Annotated in this window: 15 protein-coding genes and 1 pseudogene; 13 read left to right on the top strand and 3 right to left on the bottom strand. The window is 70.5% G+C overall.

Translation table 11 applies throughout. The features are described from left to right. Together ACFQ4H_RS24515 and ACFQ4H_RS24510 are read left to right on the top strand one after the other, a co-directional pair. Window positions 1-219, top strand: a pseudogene (locus tag ACFQ4H_RS24515) (hypothetical protein); the annotation flags it as partial. After that, window positions 207-1,004: an ABC transporter permease gene (locus tag ACFQ4H_RS24510; RefSeq protein ID WP_377574565.1), complete on the top strand. Its 798-nt coding sequence runs from the start codon at window positions 207-209 to the stop codon at window positions 1,002-1,004. The pseudogene ACFQ4H_RS24515 and the gene ACFQ4H_RS24510, both read left to right, overlap by 13 nt. 87 nt (window positions 1,005-1,091) lie before the next feature. On the opposite strand, the gene ACFQ4H_RS24505 is transcribed toward ACFQ4H_RS24510, so the two are convergent. Further along, the gene (locus ACFQ4H_RS24505; RefSeq protein WP_377574562.1) at window positions 1,092-1,628 is read right to left on the bottom strand and encodes a carboxymuconolactone decarboxylase family protein; all 537 of its coding nucleotides are present in this window, start codon (window positions 1,626-1,628) and stop codon (window positions 1,092-1,094) included. A 333-nt stretch (window positions 1,629-1,961) separates the two neighbouring features. Here ACFQ4H_RS24505 and ACFQ4H_RS24500 point away from each other — a divergent pair, with 333 nt between their 5' ends. Continuing rightward, window positions 1,962-3,143, top strand: a complete 1,182-nt coding sequence (locus ACFQ4H_RS24500) for a macrolide family glycosyltransferase (RefSeq protein WP_377574560.1) — start codon at window positions 1,962-1,964, stop codon at window positions 3,141-3,143. 161 nt (window positions 3,144-3,304) lie between these two features. On the opposite strand, the gene ACFQ4H_RS24495 is transcribed toward ACFQ4H_RS24500, so the two are convergent. Together ACFQ4H_RS24495 and ACFQ4H_RS24490 are read right to left on the bottom strand one after the other, a co-directional pair. Continuing rightward, window positions 3,305-5,611 (bottom strand): ABC transporter permease, encoded by a 2,307-nt coding sequence (locus tag ACFQ4H_RS24495; protein WP_377574558.1) that lies wholly within the window; start codon window positions 5,609-5,611, stop codon window positions 3,305-3,307. Next, a complete protein-coding gene (locus ACFQ4H_RS24490) occupies window positions 5,608-6,318 on the bottom strand; it encodes an ABC transporter ATP-binding protein (RefSeq protein WP_377574555.1) in 711 nt (236 codons plus the stop codon). Before ACFQ4H_RS24490 ends, ACFQ4H_RS24495 begins: the two co-directional genes overlap by 4 nt. Window positions 6,319-6,481: 163 nt before the next feature. Between ACFQ4H_RS24490 and ACFQ4H_RS24485 the strand changes: the two genes are divergently transcribed. The 10 genes from ACFQ4H_RS24485 (at window position 6,482) to argH (ending at window position 16,711) form a co-directional block, all read left to right on the top strand. Next, window positions 6,482-7,300: a sensor histidine kinase gene (locus tag ACFQ4H_RS24485; protein ID WP_377574576.1), complete on the top strand. Its 819-nt coding sequence runs from the start codon at window positions 6,482-6,484 to the stop codon at window positions 7,298-7,300. After that, the gene (locus ACFQ4H_RS24480) at window positions 7,297-7,977 is read left to right on the top strand and encodes a response regulator (protein ID WP_377574552.1); all 681 of its coding nucleotides are present in this window, start codon (window positions 7,297-7,299) and stop codon (window positions 7,975-7,977) included. Before ACFQ4H_RS24485 ends, ACFQ4H_RS24480 begins: the two co-directional genes overlap by 4 nt. 106 nt (window positions 7,978-8,083) lie before the next feature. Continuing rightward, window positions 8,084-9,088 (top strand): N-acetyl-gamma-glutamyl-phosphate reductase, encoded by a 1,005-nt coding sequence (gene argC, locus ACFQ4H_RS24475; RefSeq protein ID WP_377574550.1) that lies wholly within the window; start codon window positions 8,084-8,086, stop codon window positions 9,086-9,088. Window positions 9,089-9,128: 40 nt separating this feature from the next. Continuing rightward, window positions 9,129-10,301 (top strand): bifunctional glutamate N-acetyltransferase/amino-acid acetyltransferase ArgJ, encoded by a 1,173-nt coding sequence (argJ, locus tag ACFQ4H_RS24470; RefSeq protein WP_377574547.1) that lies wholly within the window; start codon window positions 9,129-9,131, stop codon window positions 10,299-10,301. 139 nt (window positions 10,302-10,440) lie between these two features. Beyond that, complete coding sequence (gene argB, locus ACFQ4H_RS24465; protein WP_377574544.1) at window positions 10,441-11,352, top strand: acetylglutamate kinase; 912 nt, start codon at window positions 10,441-10,443, stop codon at window positions 11,350-11,352. Continuing rightward, entirely contained in the window at window positions 11,349-12,557 is a 1,209-nt protein-coding gene (locus ACFQ4H_RS24460) for an acetylornithine transaminase (protein WP_377574541.1), read from the top strand. Before argB ends, ACFQ4H_RS24460 begins: the two co-directional genes overlap by 4 nt. Continuing rightward, window positions 12,554-13,519: an ornithine carbamoyltransferase gene (gene argF, locus ACFQ4H_RS24455; protein ID WP_377574539.1), complete on the top strand. Its 966-nt coding sequence runs from the start codon at window positions 12,554-12,556 to the stop codon at window positions 13,517-13,519. The genes ACFQ4H_RS24460 and argF overlap by 4 nt, the downstream gene beginning before the upstream one ends. After that, on the top strand, window positions 13,516-14,031 hold the full coding sequence (locus ACFQ4H_RS24450) for an arginine repressor (protein ID WP_377574536.1): 516 nt from the start codon (window positions 13,516-13,518) through the stop codon (window positions 14,029-14,031). The genes argF and ACFQ4H_RS24450 overlap by 4 nt, the downstream gene beginning before the upstream one ends. Continuing rightward, a complete protein-coding gene (locus tag ACFQ4H_RS24445) occupies window positions 14,028-15,239 on the top strand; it encodes an argininosuccinate synthase (RefSeq protein ID WP_377574533.1) in 1,212 nt (403 codons plus the stop codon). Before ACFQ4H_RS24450 ends, ACFQ4H_RS24445 begins: the two co-directional genes overlap by 4 nt. Window positions 15,240-15,247: 8 nt before the next feature. Beyond that, complete coding sequence (argH, locus tag ACFQ4H_RS24440; protein ID WP_377574573.1) at window positions 15,248-16,711, top strand: argininosuccinate lyase; 1,464 nt, start codon at window positions 15,248-15,250, stop codon at window positions 16,709-16,711. Window positions 16,712-16,878: the final 167 nt, after the last annotated feature.

Below are 16,878 nucleotides of genomic sequence, written 5' to 3'. Positions count from 1 at the left end.
GCGGCCGGTCCCGGCGCCGGCACCCGTACGGCCGCACCGCGGGTCGAACCGGTCGGACCCGGCCGGCTACGGGTGTCCGGGTTGGACGCACCGGGCGTCGCCGACCTCGCCGCCGCACACGGCCTGCGGGTGCACGAGTTGGCCACCGAGAACACCAGCCTCGAACAACTGTTCCTCCACCTGACCACCGATAGGGCGGCCACCCCATGCACCTCTTGATCAAGGCGGAGTTCCGCAAGCTGCTGGCCACCCGGATGTGGAGCGGGCTCCTGCTGGCCGCCGCTCTGCTCGGCGGCGGCATGATCGGGGCCATGGCGCTGGTCGGCCCGGAGAACTTCGACCCGCCCATGCCCGGACTGGACACCGAAACCGGTCTCCGCTCGATTCTCGGCATCCTCGGCTACACCGCATTCGTGCCGGCCGCTGTCGGCACCATCGCCGTCACGTCCGAGTACCGGCACCGCACCGCCGCCGTCACGTTCCTGTTCGCGCCGCGCCGCTGGCAGGTGCTCGCCGCAAAGCTGGTCACGTACGCAGTCGTCGGCCTGGCGTACGGGCTCCTCCTGGCCGGCACCGCCGCTGTGGCCCTCGTCGCCGCTGCCGCCGCCCGTGGCATCCCACTCGGCCTGCCGATCGACACCGTGCTGGTGCTGCTTGCCCGCATCGCCGTCGCGATGGTGGTGTACCTGCTCATCGGTGTCGGTATGGGAGCGCTCATCCGCAACCAGGTCGTAGCCCTGTGTGTGGTTGTCGGCTACCTGTACATGGGCGAGACGCTGCTCATGATGATGCCCGGGGTCAACGTGCTCTACCCGATCCTGCCCGGTGGTGCCACCGCCTCCCTCACCGACTTCACCTACCTCGCCGACGCCGTGTCCGAACAACTCGGCAGTACCTCCATCCAACTCCTGTCACCGGCCGCTGGCGCGCTACTGCTCACCGGGTACGCGTTGGCCGCAGCCGTCGTCGCCGTCGTCATCCCGCTGCGCCGCGACGTCACCTGACCGCACCACACCGCGCCGACCGTGCCCGCCCAGCCAGGAGCGTTCCTGCCGCCAGCTGGTCGGGCCGGTCGGCCGCGCGGCTGCCCGCTACTGCCCGGCCGGGGCCGTGGCTGCCGGCTGGTTACCGCTGACCAGGTTGAACGCGCCGGTCAGCAGGTTGAGCGACACCAGGCCGACGACCTCGGCGATGACCCGGTCACTCCACCCGTGGGTACGCAGTTCGGCGACGTCGTCATCCGTCATTGACGCCGGCTCGGTCAGCACGCGGACGCCGAAGGCCACGAGGGCGGCCTCGCGTGGGTCGGTGGCGGTGCCCTGTCGGGCCAGTGCGATGTCCGACTCGGTCAGCCCGGCTGCCCGACCGCCCTCGGTGTGCGCGATCAGGCAGGTGCCGCAGCCGATGCGTTCCTGGAGGGCGAGCGACAGTTTCTCGCTCAGCGAGCGGGGGAGCTTGACTCTCTTCATCGCCCGGGAGAGGTCCAGATAGCCCTGGAGCAGGGCGGGTGAGTGGGCCATCATCCGGACCATCGCCCCGGCGGTGCCGTGGCGATCGACGATGTCACCCAGCAGTTCCCGGGACTTTCCGGGGGCATCGGCGGGATCCAGGGGGGTGAAGCGTCGCATCGGTACCTCCTCGTCGGGAACCACAGGATACCCGGGAGGGGTATCCTGTCCAGTGTGTGGGGGCGGCATCCGTGCGAGTTGGTCGGCCGTGTTGCGCCGGCTGCGATGGTCGGCTTTCCGGATGACTGCCGACGTGTCCGGTCTGGTACGGTGATCGACATGATCATCGCATTCGTGCGCCTGCGTACCGCCTGAGGCGGCACGTCACACCGGTCGCCCATCGTCGACCGGTCCTGAGCCGACCCCCCGCGTCGTCACCGTGGAGTGCGGTCGTCTGCTCGTCGTGTCGCCGCCGGACGGATCTCATCTTCCTCCGAACGACAGGACACTTCCTTGCGTACTTCAGCTCATATCGTCATGGTCGGCTGCACCGCACCGAGTCACATCTATCCCTCGCTGGCCCTGATCCGGGAACTGGTCGACCGGGGACACCGGGTCAGCTACGTCGTCGGTGAACCGCTCACCCACCTGGTCAAGCCGACCGGTGCCGAGCCGGTCGCCCATCCGTCGATCCTGCCGTTGGGAGACACGGCCTGGCCGGAGGATCCGGGTACGGCGATGCGCGTGTTCCTCGACGAGGGCATCGAGGTGTTGCCCCGGCTCACCGAGCGCTTCGATCAGGATCGCCCGGATCTCGTGTTGTACGACATCGGCGGCCTGCCCGGGCCGCTGCTGGGGGTCCGGTACGGCGTACCGGCGGTGCAGTTGTCGCCGACGATGGTCGCCTGGAACGGTTACGAGGACGACATGGCGGAGTTCCTTACCGCCCTGTACGCCTCGGAGTCGGGCCGCGACTACTACGCGACCTTCGACCGGTGGCTGGCCGACAACGGCATCCACCAGGACGCCAAACGGTTCCTGACCCATCCGGACCGGGTACTGTCACTGATCCCGAGAGGGATGCAACCGAACGCCGACCGGGTGCCGGATTCGGTGCGGTTCGTCGGGCCCTGCCTTGATCCGCTCCGGCTGACCGACGAGGCGTGGACACCCCCGTCCAACGGACGTCGGGTCCTGCTGGTCTCCTTCGGGACGGCCTACAACGACCAGTTGCCGGTCTACCGCGCATGCCTCGAAGGGTTCGCCGGATCGGGCTGGCACGTCGTACTGGCCATCGGTGACAAGGTGGATCCGGCCGATCTGGGACCGCTGCCGGCCAACGTCGAGGTGCACCGCACCGTTCCGCAGTTGGCGGTGCTGGCCAGCGCAGCCGCGTTCGTCACCCACGCCGGGATGGGTGGCTGCACCGAGGCACTCTGGTTCGGCGTACCCACGGTGGCGATTCCGCAGGCGGTGGACCAGTTCGCCAACGCCGACCGGTTGGTCGAACTGGGCGTCGGTCGACACCTGCCGGCCGAGGGGATAACTGTGGAGAGCCTCCGGGCGGCGGTGGACGAGGTCGCCGACGATCCGCAGGTCCGGCAGCGGTTGGCCGAGGTCCGGGCCGAGGTACGCGCCAACGGCGGCCTGCATCACGCGGCGGACGCGGTGGAGGCGTACCTGCCGGCCCGCTGATCGGGCATCGGTCGGCTGAGGGCTCGGTAGGTTGGCCGGACGGCACCGGCCGTCGCTCGACCGAACCCGGTGATCCGCCCGGAGGAGTCGTCCTCCGGGCGGATCATGGCTGCTGGGAACGAGCGTTGCGGCTTCCGTGCCTTCCACCTGACCGCGGCGGTCTACTCGTTGTGCAGCACCTCGGCGATCGTGAGCCGCGCTGCCGAGCGGGCCGGGATCAGGGCGCCGAGGACGGCTATGGCGACACCCGCCAGGGCCAGCCCGGCCAGTTGCGGGGCGTGCCAGACGTCCTTCATGGATTCCGGGAACGTGATCAGTCCGATGTTGTCCACGACCAGCCGGTGCGCGGCGATGCCGAGGGGGATCCCGAGCAGTCCGCTGGCTGCGCCCAGCAGAGCCACGGAGGTCACCGTCATCGTCACGACCTGGCGGGGGGTCATCCCGATCGACTTGAGCATGCCCAGATCACGGCGCCGTTCCCGGGTGTTCAACAGGACCGTGTTGAAGACACCCAGCGCGGCGACGATGGTCAGCAGCACGGTGAACACCGTCGAGAAGCTCACCACCGTCGCGGTCGCCGCGTTCGGCCCCGAGCCCCGTACCGACGGGTAGAGGCCGGGCTCGGCCGCCTTGACCGCATCGGCGTACGCCTGGGCGTCGGCGCCGGGAGCGAGTTGGACCCGGTAGTCGGTGGCCCGTAGGTCCGGGGCGAGTACGGCCAGAGCCTGCCAGTCGGCGGTTATCGACTGGGAGTCCCCCGTCATGAGTTCACCGACGACGGTGACGCGGGCCTGTCGGCCGTTGAGGTCCAGGGTGATCTGGTCACCGACTGCCAGCCCACGCTGGCTCAGGAACGTCGGCCCGGTAGCGACCTCGCCTGGTCCGGTGGGCCAGTGCCCCCTGACGATCGCGGCGGACAGGAGTTGCGACTCGCCACGGTAGAAGTCGATGAAACTCGACTGTGGATAACCGGTGAGGTGCACCTTCGTGAACGCACGGGCGGTCATCCGGTCCGCACCGGGGAGAGACCGCAGCAGCGTTTCGATCTGGGAGTCACTCAACGTCGGGGTGGTCTGGCGGGATTCGGTGCTGCCCACGGATACGTTGACCACGGCCCCGCCCGTGCTGCCCACGTTGCCGAAGGCCAGCATGGTGCTGGTCAGGCCGGTCGTCAGCGTCACGGTGGTGACCCCGAGGACGATGGCCGCCGTGGTCAGGAGGGTGCGGCCGGGACGGGCGAACGGCTGGCCCAGGCCAAGGCTGATCGGACGCGGCAGCCGGGTGCCGCTGAGTACACGCTGCACACGTAGCCCGTACCCGGTCTGCGGCGCACTGCCGGCGGTGATCGCCCGGGCTGCGGACAGCCGGTGTGCACGCAGCGCGGGGATCAGTGCGGCGACGACGACCAGGGCGGGCATGCCCAGCAGACAGACGACGGACACCCAGGGGCTGAAACTCACGATGGCGCTGCCGGTCTCGACCCCGGAGAACGCGACCTTGAGAACGGGTTGCGCCAGCAGGGTGCCGATCAGGGAGCCGAGGGCGGAGCCGACGACCGCAGGAACGGAGATCATCGCGAGGTAGACCGCGACCACCTGGTTGGGGGTGAATCCGAGCGCCTTCAGCACCCCGATATGCCGATGACCGGAGACGACCGCCCCGCTGACCACGTTTCCGACGATCAGCACGGAGACCACGAGACCGAGGATGCCGAAGATCGTCATGAACGGCAGGAAGGCGTCAGCCTGTTCGGAGAAGGCCCGCTTGAGGGCAAGGTGGGATTGCGCGGCGGTCAGCGAGCCTGCGGGCAGCCCGTCGGTGACCACGCCCAGGCTGGCGCGGGTCTGCTCGTCCGTCGCGGCTGTGGTGAAGCGGTAGAGCATCTGGAAGGTGCTCGGGTGCAGCGCGGTCATCTGCTCGGGGGTGACCCAGGCCCCGGCGGACCTGCTCATGCTGGTGACGAAGCCGACGATGGTCAGTGGCGGGGCACCGACGGCCTTGACCGTCGAGCCGAGCCAATCCGGGTTGGGGGTGCCGTTGATGGGCCAGTTGAGGACTATCTCACCGGGGCCCGTCAACCACCGCCCCGCTACGAGTTCGAGGCGGTCCACCGGACCGGCCTGGTCAGCCCGGCCCACCACGGTGAGGGAACCTGACGGCATCCAGAGCCAGTCCTCGGGCATCTCGAGGATCGCCTGGCCGAAGGGCCCGGCGGCGGCCTGAACGCCCGGCCGCTGGACGGTCCGGGTCAACTGCGCTTCCGAGACCCTGGCCGGGTCGAAGGCGGTCACCGTATGTGCGCCGCGCTGACGGTCGAAGGCCCTGTCGAAGGGAGAGGAGGCGGCGAGGAGCAGCCCCAGGGCGAGTACGACCGTCGTGGCGGAACACAGGACGACGAGTCCGATCACGAACGTCTGGAGCCGGCGGCGTCTCACCGCTGCCCGGGAGGCGGCCCACACGGCGCTCATACGCTGGGCTCCAGTGCGCTCTCGCGGGCCACCCGGCCGTCGGCGATCTCGATCAGCCGGCTGGCGCAACGGGTGGCCAGTTGTGGGTCGTGCGTGACGATCAACAGGGTCTGGCCGATCTGGTTGAGGTCGATCAGCAGGTCCATCACCTGCTCGCCCGAGCGGCTGTCCAGCGCGCCGGTCGGCTCGTCGGCCAGCAGCAGGGCCGGACGGTTCATCAGCGCCCTGGCCACGGCGACCCGCTGGCGTTCTCCACCGCTCAGGGCCGCCGGGTAGATGTCCCTACGGCTGGCGATGCCGAGTTCGTCGAGGAGTTCCAGCGCGCGCTTGCGTGCCTGACGGGCCGAGATGCCGGTCAGCTGCGCGGCCAGTGCCACGTTGTCCAGCGCCGGCAGGTCGTCGAGCAGGTTGAAGAACTGGAAGATCATGCCGATGTGCCGCCGCCGGAACAGCGCCAGCCCGGTCTCGTTCAGTTCGCCCAGGTCCTGGCCGTGGACCTGGACCGTGCCCGAGGTCGGCCGATCCAGGCCGGCGACCATGTTCAGCAGCGTGGACTTGCCGCAACCGGACGGTCCCATCACCGCGACGGCCTCCCCGGCGCGGATCTCCAGCGACACCCCGTCCAACGCCGTGCTGTCGCCGTACTCCTTACGCAGGTCGTCGACCCGCACGACGACCTGCGGTGAGCTGTCATGATCAGTGGTCATGGCACAAACCTAGGAGCGGTACGCGGCCCTGGCGTCGTCCCCCGGATGTAACTGTCCGGGCCCGTCATCCCGGGGATGTACGGGGCTGGACCTGGGGAATGATGCGGATCATGGGGCTGGCTGCGAGGCTGAGAGGGTGTGGGGTTCCGGGGTGGGCTGGCTGATCATTGCCCTGGTGGTGGCGTGCGCTGCCGCCGGCTGGCTGGGTGGGGCGCTCATCCTGGCCCGGCGACAGCACCGGGCGACCGTCGGGGAGCGTGGCTGGCTGCTGGAGCGGGAACGGGAGAGCGCGGCGCGTGCCGCGGTCGACGCCGAGCGCGCCCGCATCGCGGCGGAGTTGCACGACATCGTCAGTCACAACGTGAGTCTCATGGTGGTCCAGGCCGGTGCCGCCCGCGAGGTGTTGGTCACGATGCCGGACGAGGCCGCAGCCGCGATGAGTGCCGTCGAGACCGCCGGGCGGAACACGATGACCGAGCTGCGGCACCTGCTCGGCCTGCTTGCGCCCGCCCCGGACGGCGAGGACGAGCCCTACGACGCGGGCCTGTCACCGCAGCCGAGCCTGAGCCGGCTCAGCGCACTGATCGACCGGATCGCCTTCGCCGGCCTGCCCGTGGAGGTACAGATCTCCGGGGAGCCACGTCCGCTGCCGGCCGGGATCGACGTCACCGCCTACCGGATCATCCAGGAGGGGCTGACCAATGCCCTCAAGCATGGGGACGGAGTGAAAGCGAAGGTGACGGTGCGATACGCGGACCACTACCTGCGGGTCGAGGTGCTGAACAGCGGGCCGACCGTACTGACGGGGGACGGCTCGGCGCCCCGGGAGCGCCCCCGGGCCACGGACCGGGCCGACGGTGCGGGGCGTGGGCTGCTCGGTCTACGGGAGCGGGTCGGCGTCTACGGCGGTGACCTGGACGCCCGTCGCCGGCTCGGCGGTGGCTACCGCGTCCGTGCCCGGATACCGCTGGACCGGCCTTGACGGCCGATGCGCCCGGTCCCCGGGTGGTGATCGCCGACGACCAGGAGTTGGTCCGCACCGGCTTCCGGCTGATCCTGACCGCCCGTGGGATCGACGTGGTGGGTGAGGCCGCCGACGGGGCCGAGGCAGTGGCAGTGGTGCGTAGGTTGCGGCCGGACGTCGTACTGATGGACATCCGGATGCCCGTGATGGATGGTCTGGAGGCCGCCCGCCGGATATTCGCGCAGGCCCCGGACTGTCGGGTGATCATGCTGACCACCTTCGACCTGGACCACTACGTCTACGCCGCCCTCGCCGCAGGCGCCAGCGGCTTCCTGCTCAAGGACGTCACCTCGGACCATCTGGCCGCCGCCGTACGCCTGGTCGACACCGGTGATGCGCTGCTGGCACCCTCGATCACCCGCCGCCTGGTCGAGCGCGTCGCCGCCACGGCGGCCCCCGGAACCCCGGCCGTCCACCGCGACCTCGCCGCGCTGACGCCCCGCGAGCGCGAGGTGCTGACGCTCATGGGCCGGGGTCTCTCCAACACCGAACTGGCGCAGAAGTTGACGCTCAGCGAGGCGACGGTGAAGACCCACGTCGCCCGGATCTTCGCCAAGCTGACCCTGCGGGACCGGGCCCAGGCGGTCGTCATCGCGTACGAGACGGGACTCGTCACACCAGGTGACTCCGGGTAGTCCGGGTCTTCGCATAAAAAATGAATGATCATGCAATTGGCTGTATGTAGTTGCACGGGGCTGGAGCCCTTGCTACCGTCTTTCGCATACAAATGCGGAGGTGGTTATGGGTATCCGGGTCGCGGTGGCCGGGGCGAGTGGCTACGCAGGCGGTGAACTGCTGCGGCTGATCGCCGGGCACCCCGAGTTCGATCTGGTGGCCGCCACCGCCCACAGCCAGGCCGGTGCGCCGGTCTCCGCCGTACACCCGCAGCTCACCGGCATCGACCTGGTGTTCGGCTCGACCGACCCGGCGACCCTGGCCGACGCGGACCTGGTCTTCCTGGCCCTGCCACACGGCCAGTCGGCAGCGATCGCCGCCGCCCTGCCGGAGACGGTCAAGGTGGTCGACCTCGGTGCCGACCACCGGTTGATCGACGCAGACGCCTGGGCCCGCTACTACGGCGGCCCGCACGCCGGCACCTGGACCTACGGGCTGCCCGAACTGCCCGGCCAGCGGACCGCCATCGCTGCGGCCAACCGGGTCGCCGCCACCGGCTGCTACGCCGTTGCGACGACCCTCGCCCTGGCACCGCTGGTGGCAGCCGGTGCCGTATCGCCCGACGACGTGGTGGTGGTCGCCTCCTCGGGCACCTCGGGTGCCGGCCGGGCGGCAAAGATCCACCTGCTCGGCAGCGAGGTGATGGGGGACCTTTCGGTCTACAAGGTCGGCGCGCACCAGCACGTACCGGAGATCAAGCAGGCCACCGGCGCGGCGAGCCTGTCGTTCACGCCGGTCCTGGCCCCGATGCCGCGCGGCATCCTGGCCACCGTCACCGCCCGGCCGGTCGACGGCGGGCCGGATCCGCGTGAGGTGCTCACCCAGGCGTACGCCGATGCCCCCTTCGTGCACGTCCTGCCCGAGGGAGCCTGGCCCCGCACCAGCGCCACCCTCGGCTCGAACTCGTGCCACCTTCAGGTCGGCACCGACGTCGACTCCGGCCGGGTGATCGTGGTCAGCGCCATCGACAACCTGGGCAAGGGCGCCGCCGGCCAGGCCGTGCAGTGCGCCAACCTGATGCTGGGGCTGCCGGAGACGGCTGGCCTGTCGGCGTACGGCGTCATGCCGTGAATGGTCCTGGTTCTCCCAACGAGCAGATCGAGGTGACAGGGTGAGCGTCACGGTGCCCAGGGGATTCCGCGCGGCTGGCGTCGCCGCCGGCCTGAAGAGCAGTGGTGCGGCGGATGTCGCGCTGGTGCTCAACGACGGGCCGGACGCGACCGTCGCAGCGGTCTTCACCGCCAACCGGGTCAAGGCGGCACCGGTGCTGTGGAGCCAGCAGGTCGTCCGGGGCGGGGTGGTACGGGCGGTGGTGCTCAACTCCGGTGGGGCCAACGCCTGCACCGGCGCGCCGGGCTTCCAGGACACCCACGCCACCGCCGAACACACCGCGGCCAGCCTCACCAGCTCGGTGCCCCGGCTGATCGTCGGTGCCGGTGAGGTGGCCGTCTGCTCCACCGGACTGATCGGGGAGCGGCTGCCCATGGACAAGCTGCTGCCCGGCGTACGGGCGGCGGTCCGTGAGCTGTCCCGGGGCGGTGGCCCGGCCGCCGCTGAGGCGATCATGACCACCGACACCACCTCGAAGATGACCGTGGTCGCCGGGTCCGGCTGGACGGTCGGCGGGATGGCCAAGGGGGCCGGGATGCTGGCTCCCGCGATGGCCACCATGCTCTGCGTCCTCACCACCGACGCGGTCGCCGGGTCGGAACTGCTCGACGAGGCGCTGCGCGAGGCCTGCCGGGTCACCTTCGACCGGGTCGACTCCGACGGCTGCATGTCAACGAACGACACCGTGTTGCTGCTGGCCAGCGGCGCGTCCGGCATCGAGCCGACCCTGGCCGAGCTGACCGCTGCGGTCACCGCCGCCTGCCACGACCTGGCCCAGCAGCTCGTCGCCGACGCCGAGGGCGCCACCAAGGAGATCGCCATCGACGTGGTCGGCGCGGCCAGCGAGGACGACGCGGTCGAGGTGGGGCGCTCGGTGGCCCGGAACAACCTGGTCAAGACCGCGCTGTTCGGCAAGGACCCGAACTGGGGTCGGATCCTCGCCGCGGTCGGCACCACGTCGGCCGCCTTCGAACCGGACACGATCGACGTCGCGGTCAACGGGGTGTGGGTGTGCCGCTCGGGCGCCGCCGCGGAGGACCGCTCCAAGGTCGACCTGTCCGGCCGGGCGGTGACCATCCGGATCGACCTGAACGCCGGGTCGTCGGCGGCGACGATCTGGACGAACGATCTGTCCCACGCCTACGTGCACGAGAACTCGGCCTACTCAACGTGAGCGCGAGGAATGTAGCGGAGCGGAGTCCCGCAGTCGCGAACCTGGTTGGTTCTGTGAGCGCGAGGAATGTAGCGGAGCGGAGTCCCGCAGTCGCGAACAAGAGCAGTTCTGTGAGCGCGAACAACGGAAGGTTGGCACGGTGACAGCGGCACTATCCCGGGACCTGAGCCAGGCCCAGCAGAAGGCGGCCACGCTCATCGAGGCCCTGCCCTGGCTGGCCCGGTTCTCCGGTGCCACGGTCGTCGTCAAGTACGGCGGCAACGCCATGACCGACCCGGAACTGCAACGCGCGTTCGCCGCCGACATGGTGTTCCTGCGGTACGTCGGGCTCAAGCCGGTGGTCGTACACGGCGGTGGCCCGCAGATTTCGGCGATGCTGCGCCGGCTCGGCATCGTCAGCGAGTTCAAGGGCGGCCTGCGGGTCACCACGCCCGAGGCGATGGACGTGGTCCGGATGGTGCTGGTCGGGCAGGTGGGCCGGGAACTGGTCGGCCTGATCAACGAGTACGGCCCGTACGCGGTGGGCCTCTCCGGCGAGGACGCCGGGCTGTTCACGGCGGTACGGCGACCCGCGTACGTCGATGGCCAGCCGGTTGACGTCGGGCAGGTGGGGGACGTGGACCAGGTCAACGCGTCGGCGGTGACGGACCTGATCGACGCCGGCCGGATTCCGGTCATCTCGACGGTGGCGCCGGACGCGGACGGGGTGCTGCACAACCTCAACGCCGACACCGCCGCTGCCGCCCTGGCCGTCGCGCTGGAGGCCCGCAAGCTGGTGGTGCTGACCGACGTGCCCGGGCTCTACGCGGACTGGCCGGACACCAGCAGCCTGATCTCCCAGCTCACCACGGACGAGTTGGCGCAACTGCTGCCGGGCCTGGAGTCCGGGATGGTGCCAAAGATGGAGGCCTGCCTGCGGGCGGTGCGTGGCGGAGTCCCGGCCGCGCACGTCGTCGACGGCCGGGTCGCCCACTCGACGTTGTTGGAAGTTTTCACTTCGGAAGGATTCGGAACCATGGTGGTGCCAGGAACGACGGTGAGCGGATCATGAGTACGCTGCTCGACCGCTGGTCGCAGTCCATGATGGACAACTACGGCACCCCGCAGCTGGCCCTGGTCCGAGGCTCGGGGGCGGTCGTCGTGGACGAAGCCGGCCGGGAGTACGTCGACCTGGTCGGCGGGATCGCGGTCAACGCCCTCGGCCACGCCCACCCCGCCGTGGTGGCTGCGGTGTCCAAGCAGGTCGCCACCCTCGGCCACGTGTCCAACCTGTTCGTGGCCGAACCACCGGTGGCCCTCGCCGAGCTGCTGCTGGCCCTGACCGGCCGTACCGGGAAGGTCTTCTTCTCCAACTCGGGAGCCGAGGCAAACGAGGCCGCCTTCAAGCTGTCCCGGCGTACCGGCCGGACCCACATCGTCGCCACCCACGGCGGATTCCACGGCCGGACGATGGGCGCGTTGGCCCTGACCGGGCAGCCGGCCAAGGCTGACCCGTTCCGGCCGTTGCCCGGCGAGGTCACCCACGTCCCGTACGGGGATGTGACCGCCCTGGAGCAGGCGGTCACCGACGGCACCGCCATGGTGATCCTGGAGCCGATCCAGGGCGAGAACGGCGTGGTCGTCCCGCCGCCCGGCTACCTGGCCGCCGCGCGGCGGATCACCGCCGAACACGGCGCGCTGCTGGTGCTCGACGAGGTGCAGACCGGCATCGGACGTACCGGGCACTGGTTCGCCCACCAGGCCGAGGGCGTGGAGCCGGACGTGATCACCCTGGCCAAGGGCCTCGGCGGTGGACTGCCGATCGGTGCCTGCCTGGCCTTCGGACGGGCCGCCGAGCTGTTCGGCCCCGGAATGCACGGCACCACCTTCGGCGGCAACCCGATCAGCTGTGCCGCCGGCCTCGCGGTGATCTCCACGATCGCCAACGAGGGGCTGCTCGACCACGTCAAGCGGGTCGGTGAGCGCCTGCGGCACGGCATCGAGGCGTTGGGGCATCCGCTGGTGGCCGAGGTACGGGGGGCCGGGCTGCTGCTCGGGGTGGCGTTGCATGCGCCGGCCGCCAACGCCGCCGCCGGTGTCCTGCGCGATGCCGGCTTCCTGGTCAACCCGGTCCAGCCGGGCCTGGTCCGGTTGGCCCCGCCGCTGATCCTCACCATCGAACAGGCCGACGCCTTCCTGGCCGCGCTGCCCTCGGCCCTCGACGCCGTGACCCCCGCCGACCTTCCTGCCCCCGACGACCTGGAAAACCCCTCGTGACCACTCATTTCCTGCGCGACGACGACCTGACCCCGGCCGACCAGGCAGCGGTACTCGACCTGGCCGAGCGGATGAAGGCCAACCGGTTCGGCTTCCGCCCGTTGGCCGGTCCCCAGGCCGTCGCGGTGCTGTTCGACAAGCCGAGCCTGCGTACCCGGTTCTCGTTCGACGTGGGCATCGCCGAACTGGGCGGCCACCCGGTCGTGGTGGACACCCAGGTGACCCACTTCGGGCGCGGTGAGTCGCTCATCGACGCCGCCCGGGTGCTGTCCCGCTACGCGTCCGCCATCGTGATCCGGACCCACGGTGACGACCGGCTGACCCAACTGGCCGCCGGTTCCACCGTCCCGGTGGTCAACGCGCTCACCGACGGCTTCCACCCCTGCCAGCTCCTGGCCGACCTGCTCACCATCCGCGAGCGGTGCGGCGGGACCGCCGGCCGGTCCCTGGCGTACGTCGGCGACGCGGCCAACAACATGGCCCACTCGTACCTGATCGCGGGCGCGACCGCCGGAATGCACGTACGGGTGGCCGGCCCCGTCGGTTACGACCCGTCGCCCGAGGTGGTGGCGCGGGCCGAGGAGATCGCCGCCGGTACGGGGGGATCGGTGCGGGTGCTGCGCGACCCGGCCGAGGCGGTGGCCGGGGTGGACGTGGTCGCCACCGACACCTGGACCTCGATGGGGCAGGAGGGCGACGGTCGGGACCGGCTCACCCCGTTCTGGCCGTACCAGGTCAACAAGGACCTGCTGGCCGGTGCGGCACCGGACGCGATCGTGCTGCACTGCCTACCCGCCCACCGTGGCGAGGAGATCACCGACGAGGTGCTCGACGGTGGGCAGAGTGCGGTGTTCGACCAGGCGGAGAACCGGCTGCACGCGCAGAAGGCGCTGCTGGCCTGGCTGCTGTCGCCCGAGTTGGCAGGTTCAGCCGGGACCGGATCGGGGGAGTCAGCGGCATGACCAGCGCGATGACCCGTACCGCACGGCACGCCCGGATCGTGGAGCTGATCCGGGAGAAGGCGATCCGCTCGCAGACCGAGCTGGCTGAGCTGCTGGCCGGAGACGGGGTACAGGTCACCCAGGCGACCCTGTCCCGGGACCTGGAGGAGTTGGGCGCGGTCAAGGTACGCGGTGGCGACGGTCCGGCCGTCTACCTGATCCCGGAGGACGGCAAGCGTCCGTTGCGCGACGCGGAGCAGGCCCCGGCCCGGCTGGTCCGGCTCCTGCGGGAACTGCTCACCGGGGTCGACTCCAGCGGCAACATCACCGTGCTGCGTACCCCGCCCGGCGCAGCGCACTACCTGGCCAGCGCGTTGGACCGAGCGGGCCTGCCCGAGGTCGTCGGCACCATCGCCGGCGACGACACCATTCTCGTCGTGGCCCGTGAGGCCGTCGGCGGTACCGCACTGGGAGCCAAGCTCTCGGCGTGGGCCGCGACTCAGGAAAACATCGAAGGGAGCACCACACCATGACCGAGCGGGTCGTACTGGCGTACTCCGGGGGGTTGGACACCTCGGTCGCTATTCCCTACCTGGCTGAGCAGACCGGCGCCGAGGTGATCGCGGTCGCGATCGACGTGGGGCAGGGCGGCGAGGACCTGGAGGCCATCCGGCAGCGTGCGCTGGACTGCGGCGCGGCCGAGTCGGAGGTGGTGGACGCCCGCGAGGAGTTCGCCGCCGACTTCTGCCTGCCCGCCATCCGCAGCAACGCCCTCTACATGGACCGGTACCCGCTGGTCTCGGCGCTGTCCCGGCCGCTGATCGTCAAGTACCTGGTCGAGGCGGCCAAGAAGTACGGCGGCACGATCGTGTCGCACGGCTGCACCGGCAAGGGCAACGACCAGGTCCGTTTCGAGGTCGGCATCGGGGCGCTCGCTCCCGACCTGAAGGTGCTGGCCCCGGCCCGGGACTTCGCCTGGACCCGGGACAAGGCGATCGCGTACGCCGAGGAGAAGGGCCTGCCGATCGACGTCTCGCACAAGTCGCCGTACTCGATCGACCAGAACCTGTGGGGCCGCGCGGTGGAGACCGGCTTCCTGGAGGACATCTGGAACGCGCCGATCGAGGACCTCTACTCCTACACCGCCAACCCGGCCGAGGCGCGCGACGCGGATGAGGTCGTGATCACGTTCGACGCCGGTGTTCCGGTGGCGATCGACGGCGAGACGGTCACCCCGTACCAGGCGATCGTCGAGATGAACCGGCGGGCGGGCGCCCAGGGCATCGGCCGCCTCGACATGGTCGAGGACCGGCTGGTCGGCATCAAGAGCCGTGAGGTGTACGAGGCACCGGGTGCGATCGCGCTGATCACCGCCCACCAGGAGCTGGAGAACGTCACCGTCGAGCGGGACGTGGCCCGGTTCAAGAAGAGCGTCGACCAGCGCTGGGGCGAACTGGTCTACGACGGCCTGTGGTTCTCGCCACTGAAGAACGCCCTCGACGCGTTCGTCGACGACACCCAGAAGTACGTCACCGGCGAGGTGCGCCTCCTGCTGCACGGTGGCCGCGCGGTGGTCACCGGTCGGCGCTCCGAGGCGAGCCTCTACGACTTCGGCCTGGCCACCTACGACACCGGGGACACCTTCGACCAGTCGCTGGCCAAGGGCTTCGTGCAGCTGTGGGGCCTGCCCAGCCGGATGGCCTCGGCCCGGGACGCCCGGTTGGGTGGCTCCGCGCAGTGACGGACAGAATGGTCGGCGTGGACGACAAGAGCCTGACCGAGAACACTGCCGGTGCCAACCGTACGAGCCTGTGGGGTGGCCGGTTCGCCGGCGGCCCCTCGGAGGCCCTCGCGCGGCTCTCGGTGAGCGTCCAGTTCGACTGGCGACTGGCCCCGTACGACCTGGCCGGCTCCCGGGCACACGCCCGGGTCCTGGCCCGGGCCGGGCTGCTCGACGCCGAGGAACTGGGCAGGATTCTCGCCGCCCTGGACGACCTGGAGGCGGCCTGCGCCTCCGGGTCGTTCCGGCCAACGGTCGACGACGAGGACGTGCACACCGCCCTCGAACGTGGCCTGCTGGAACGCCTCGGCAGCCTCGGTGGCAAACTGCGGGCCGGCCGGTCCCGCAACGACCAGGTCGCCACCGACCTGCGGCTCTACCTGCGTGACCACGCCCGGGGCGTGGCCGCCCGGCTGGTCGAGCTGGCCGACGCGCTGGTCGAACAGGCGGGCCGGCACGTCGACACCCCGGCACCGGGCATGACCCACCTGCAACACGCCCAGCCGGTCACCTTCGGGCACTGGCTGCTGGCGCACGTCCAGCCGCTGCTGCGGGACCTGGACCGGTTGCGGGACTGGGACGCCCGTACGGCGATCAGCCCGCTGGGCGCGGGTGCGCTGGCCGGCTCGTCGCTGCCGCTGGACCCGGTCCGGGTGGCCCGTGAGCTGGGGTTCACCGCCCCGGCGGCCAACTCGATGGACGCGGTCGCCGACCGTGACTTCGTCGCCGAGTTCCTCTTCATCACCGCACTGGTCGGGGTGCACCTGTCCCGCCTCGGTGAAGAGGTGGTGCTCTGGACGTCGCAGGAGTTCGGCTGGGTGGAGCTGGACGACGCCTTCGCCACCGGCTCGTCGATCATGCCGCAGAAGAAGAACGCGGACATCGCCGAGCTGGCCCGGGGCAAGTCCGGCCGGCTGGTCGGTGGGCTGATGAGCGTGCTGACCATGCTCAAGGGCCTGCCGATGACGTACGACCGGGACATGCAGGAGGACAAGGAACCGGTCTTCGACGCGGTAGACACGCTGGAGCTGCTGCTGCCGGCCCTCGCCGGGATGATCTCCACGATGACCGTACGGGTCGACCGGCTGGTCGCCGCCGCGCCGGTGGGCTTCTCGCTGGCGACCGAGGTCGCCGACTGGCTGGTCCGCAAGGGTGTTCCGTTCCGCGACGCGCACGAGATCACCGGCCGGCTGGTGGCGCTCTGTGCGGCCCGGGAGTGTGCCCTGGAAGAGGTCTCCGACGAGGACCTGGCCACGGTCAGCGAGCACCTCGACCCGGGGGTGCGTTCGGTGCTGTCGGTGCGTTCGGCCCTGGCCGCGCGGACCACGCCCGGCTCGACCGGGCCCGGTCCGGTGGCCGACCAGCTCGCCGCCGCCGCCGACAAGCTGGTCAGCTGGCGGGAGTGGGCGGCCGAGGTCGTCGTACCGCGCTGATCGGACCATTTGCGGGACCATCGGTGGTCGGCCTGACCACCGATGGTCCCGTTCGTCGTGCCACGGACGCAGGGGACATTCCCGTGGTTGCGGGGCTCTCATCGTGATCGAGACGGCAGGCCGCGCGTTGGCTGCCGAAGCGGCTCCGAGTGGTCGTGGCGCTGTCG

Origin of the sequence: Micromonospora sonneratiae (assembly GCF_042679305.1) — a bacterium.
GTDB lineage: Bacteria > Actinomycetota > Actinomycetes > Mycobacteriales > Micromonosporaceae > Micromonospora_H > Micromonospora_H sonneratiae.
The sequence above is the reverse complement of the archived record's forward strand: the minus strand, read 5'-3'. Positions and strand labels throughout refer to the sequence as shown.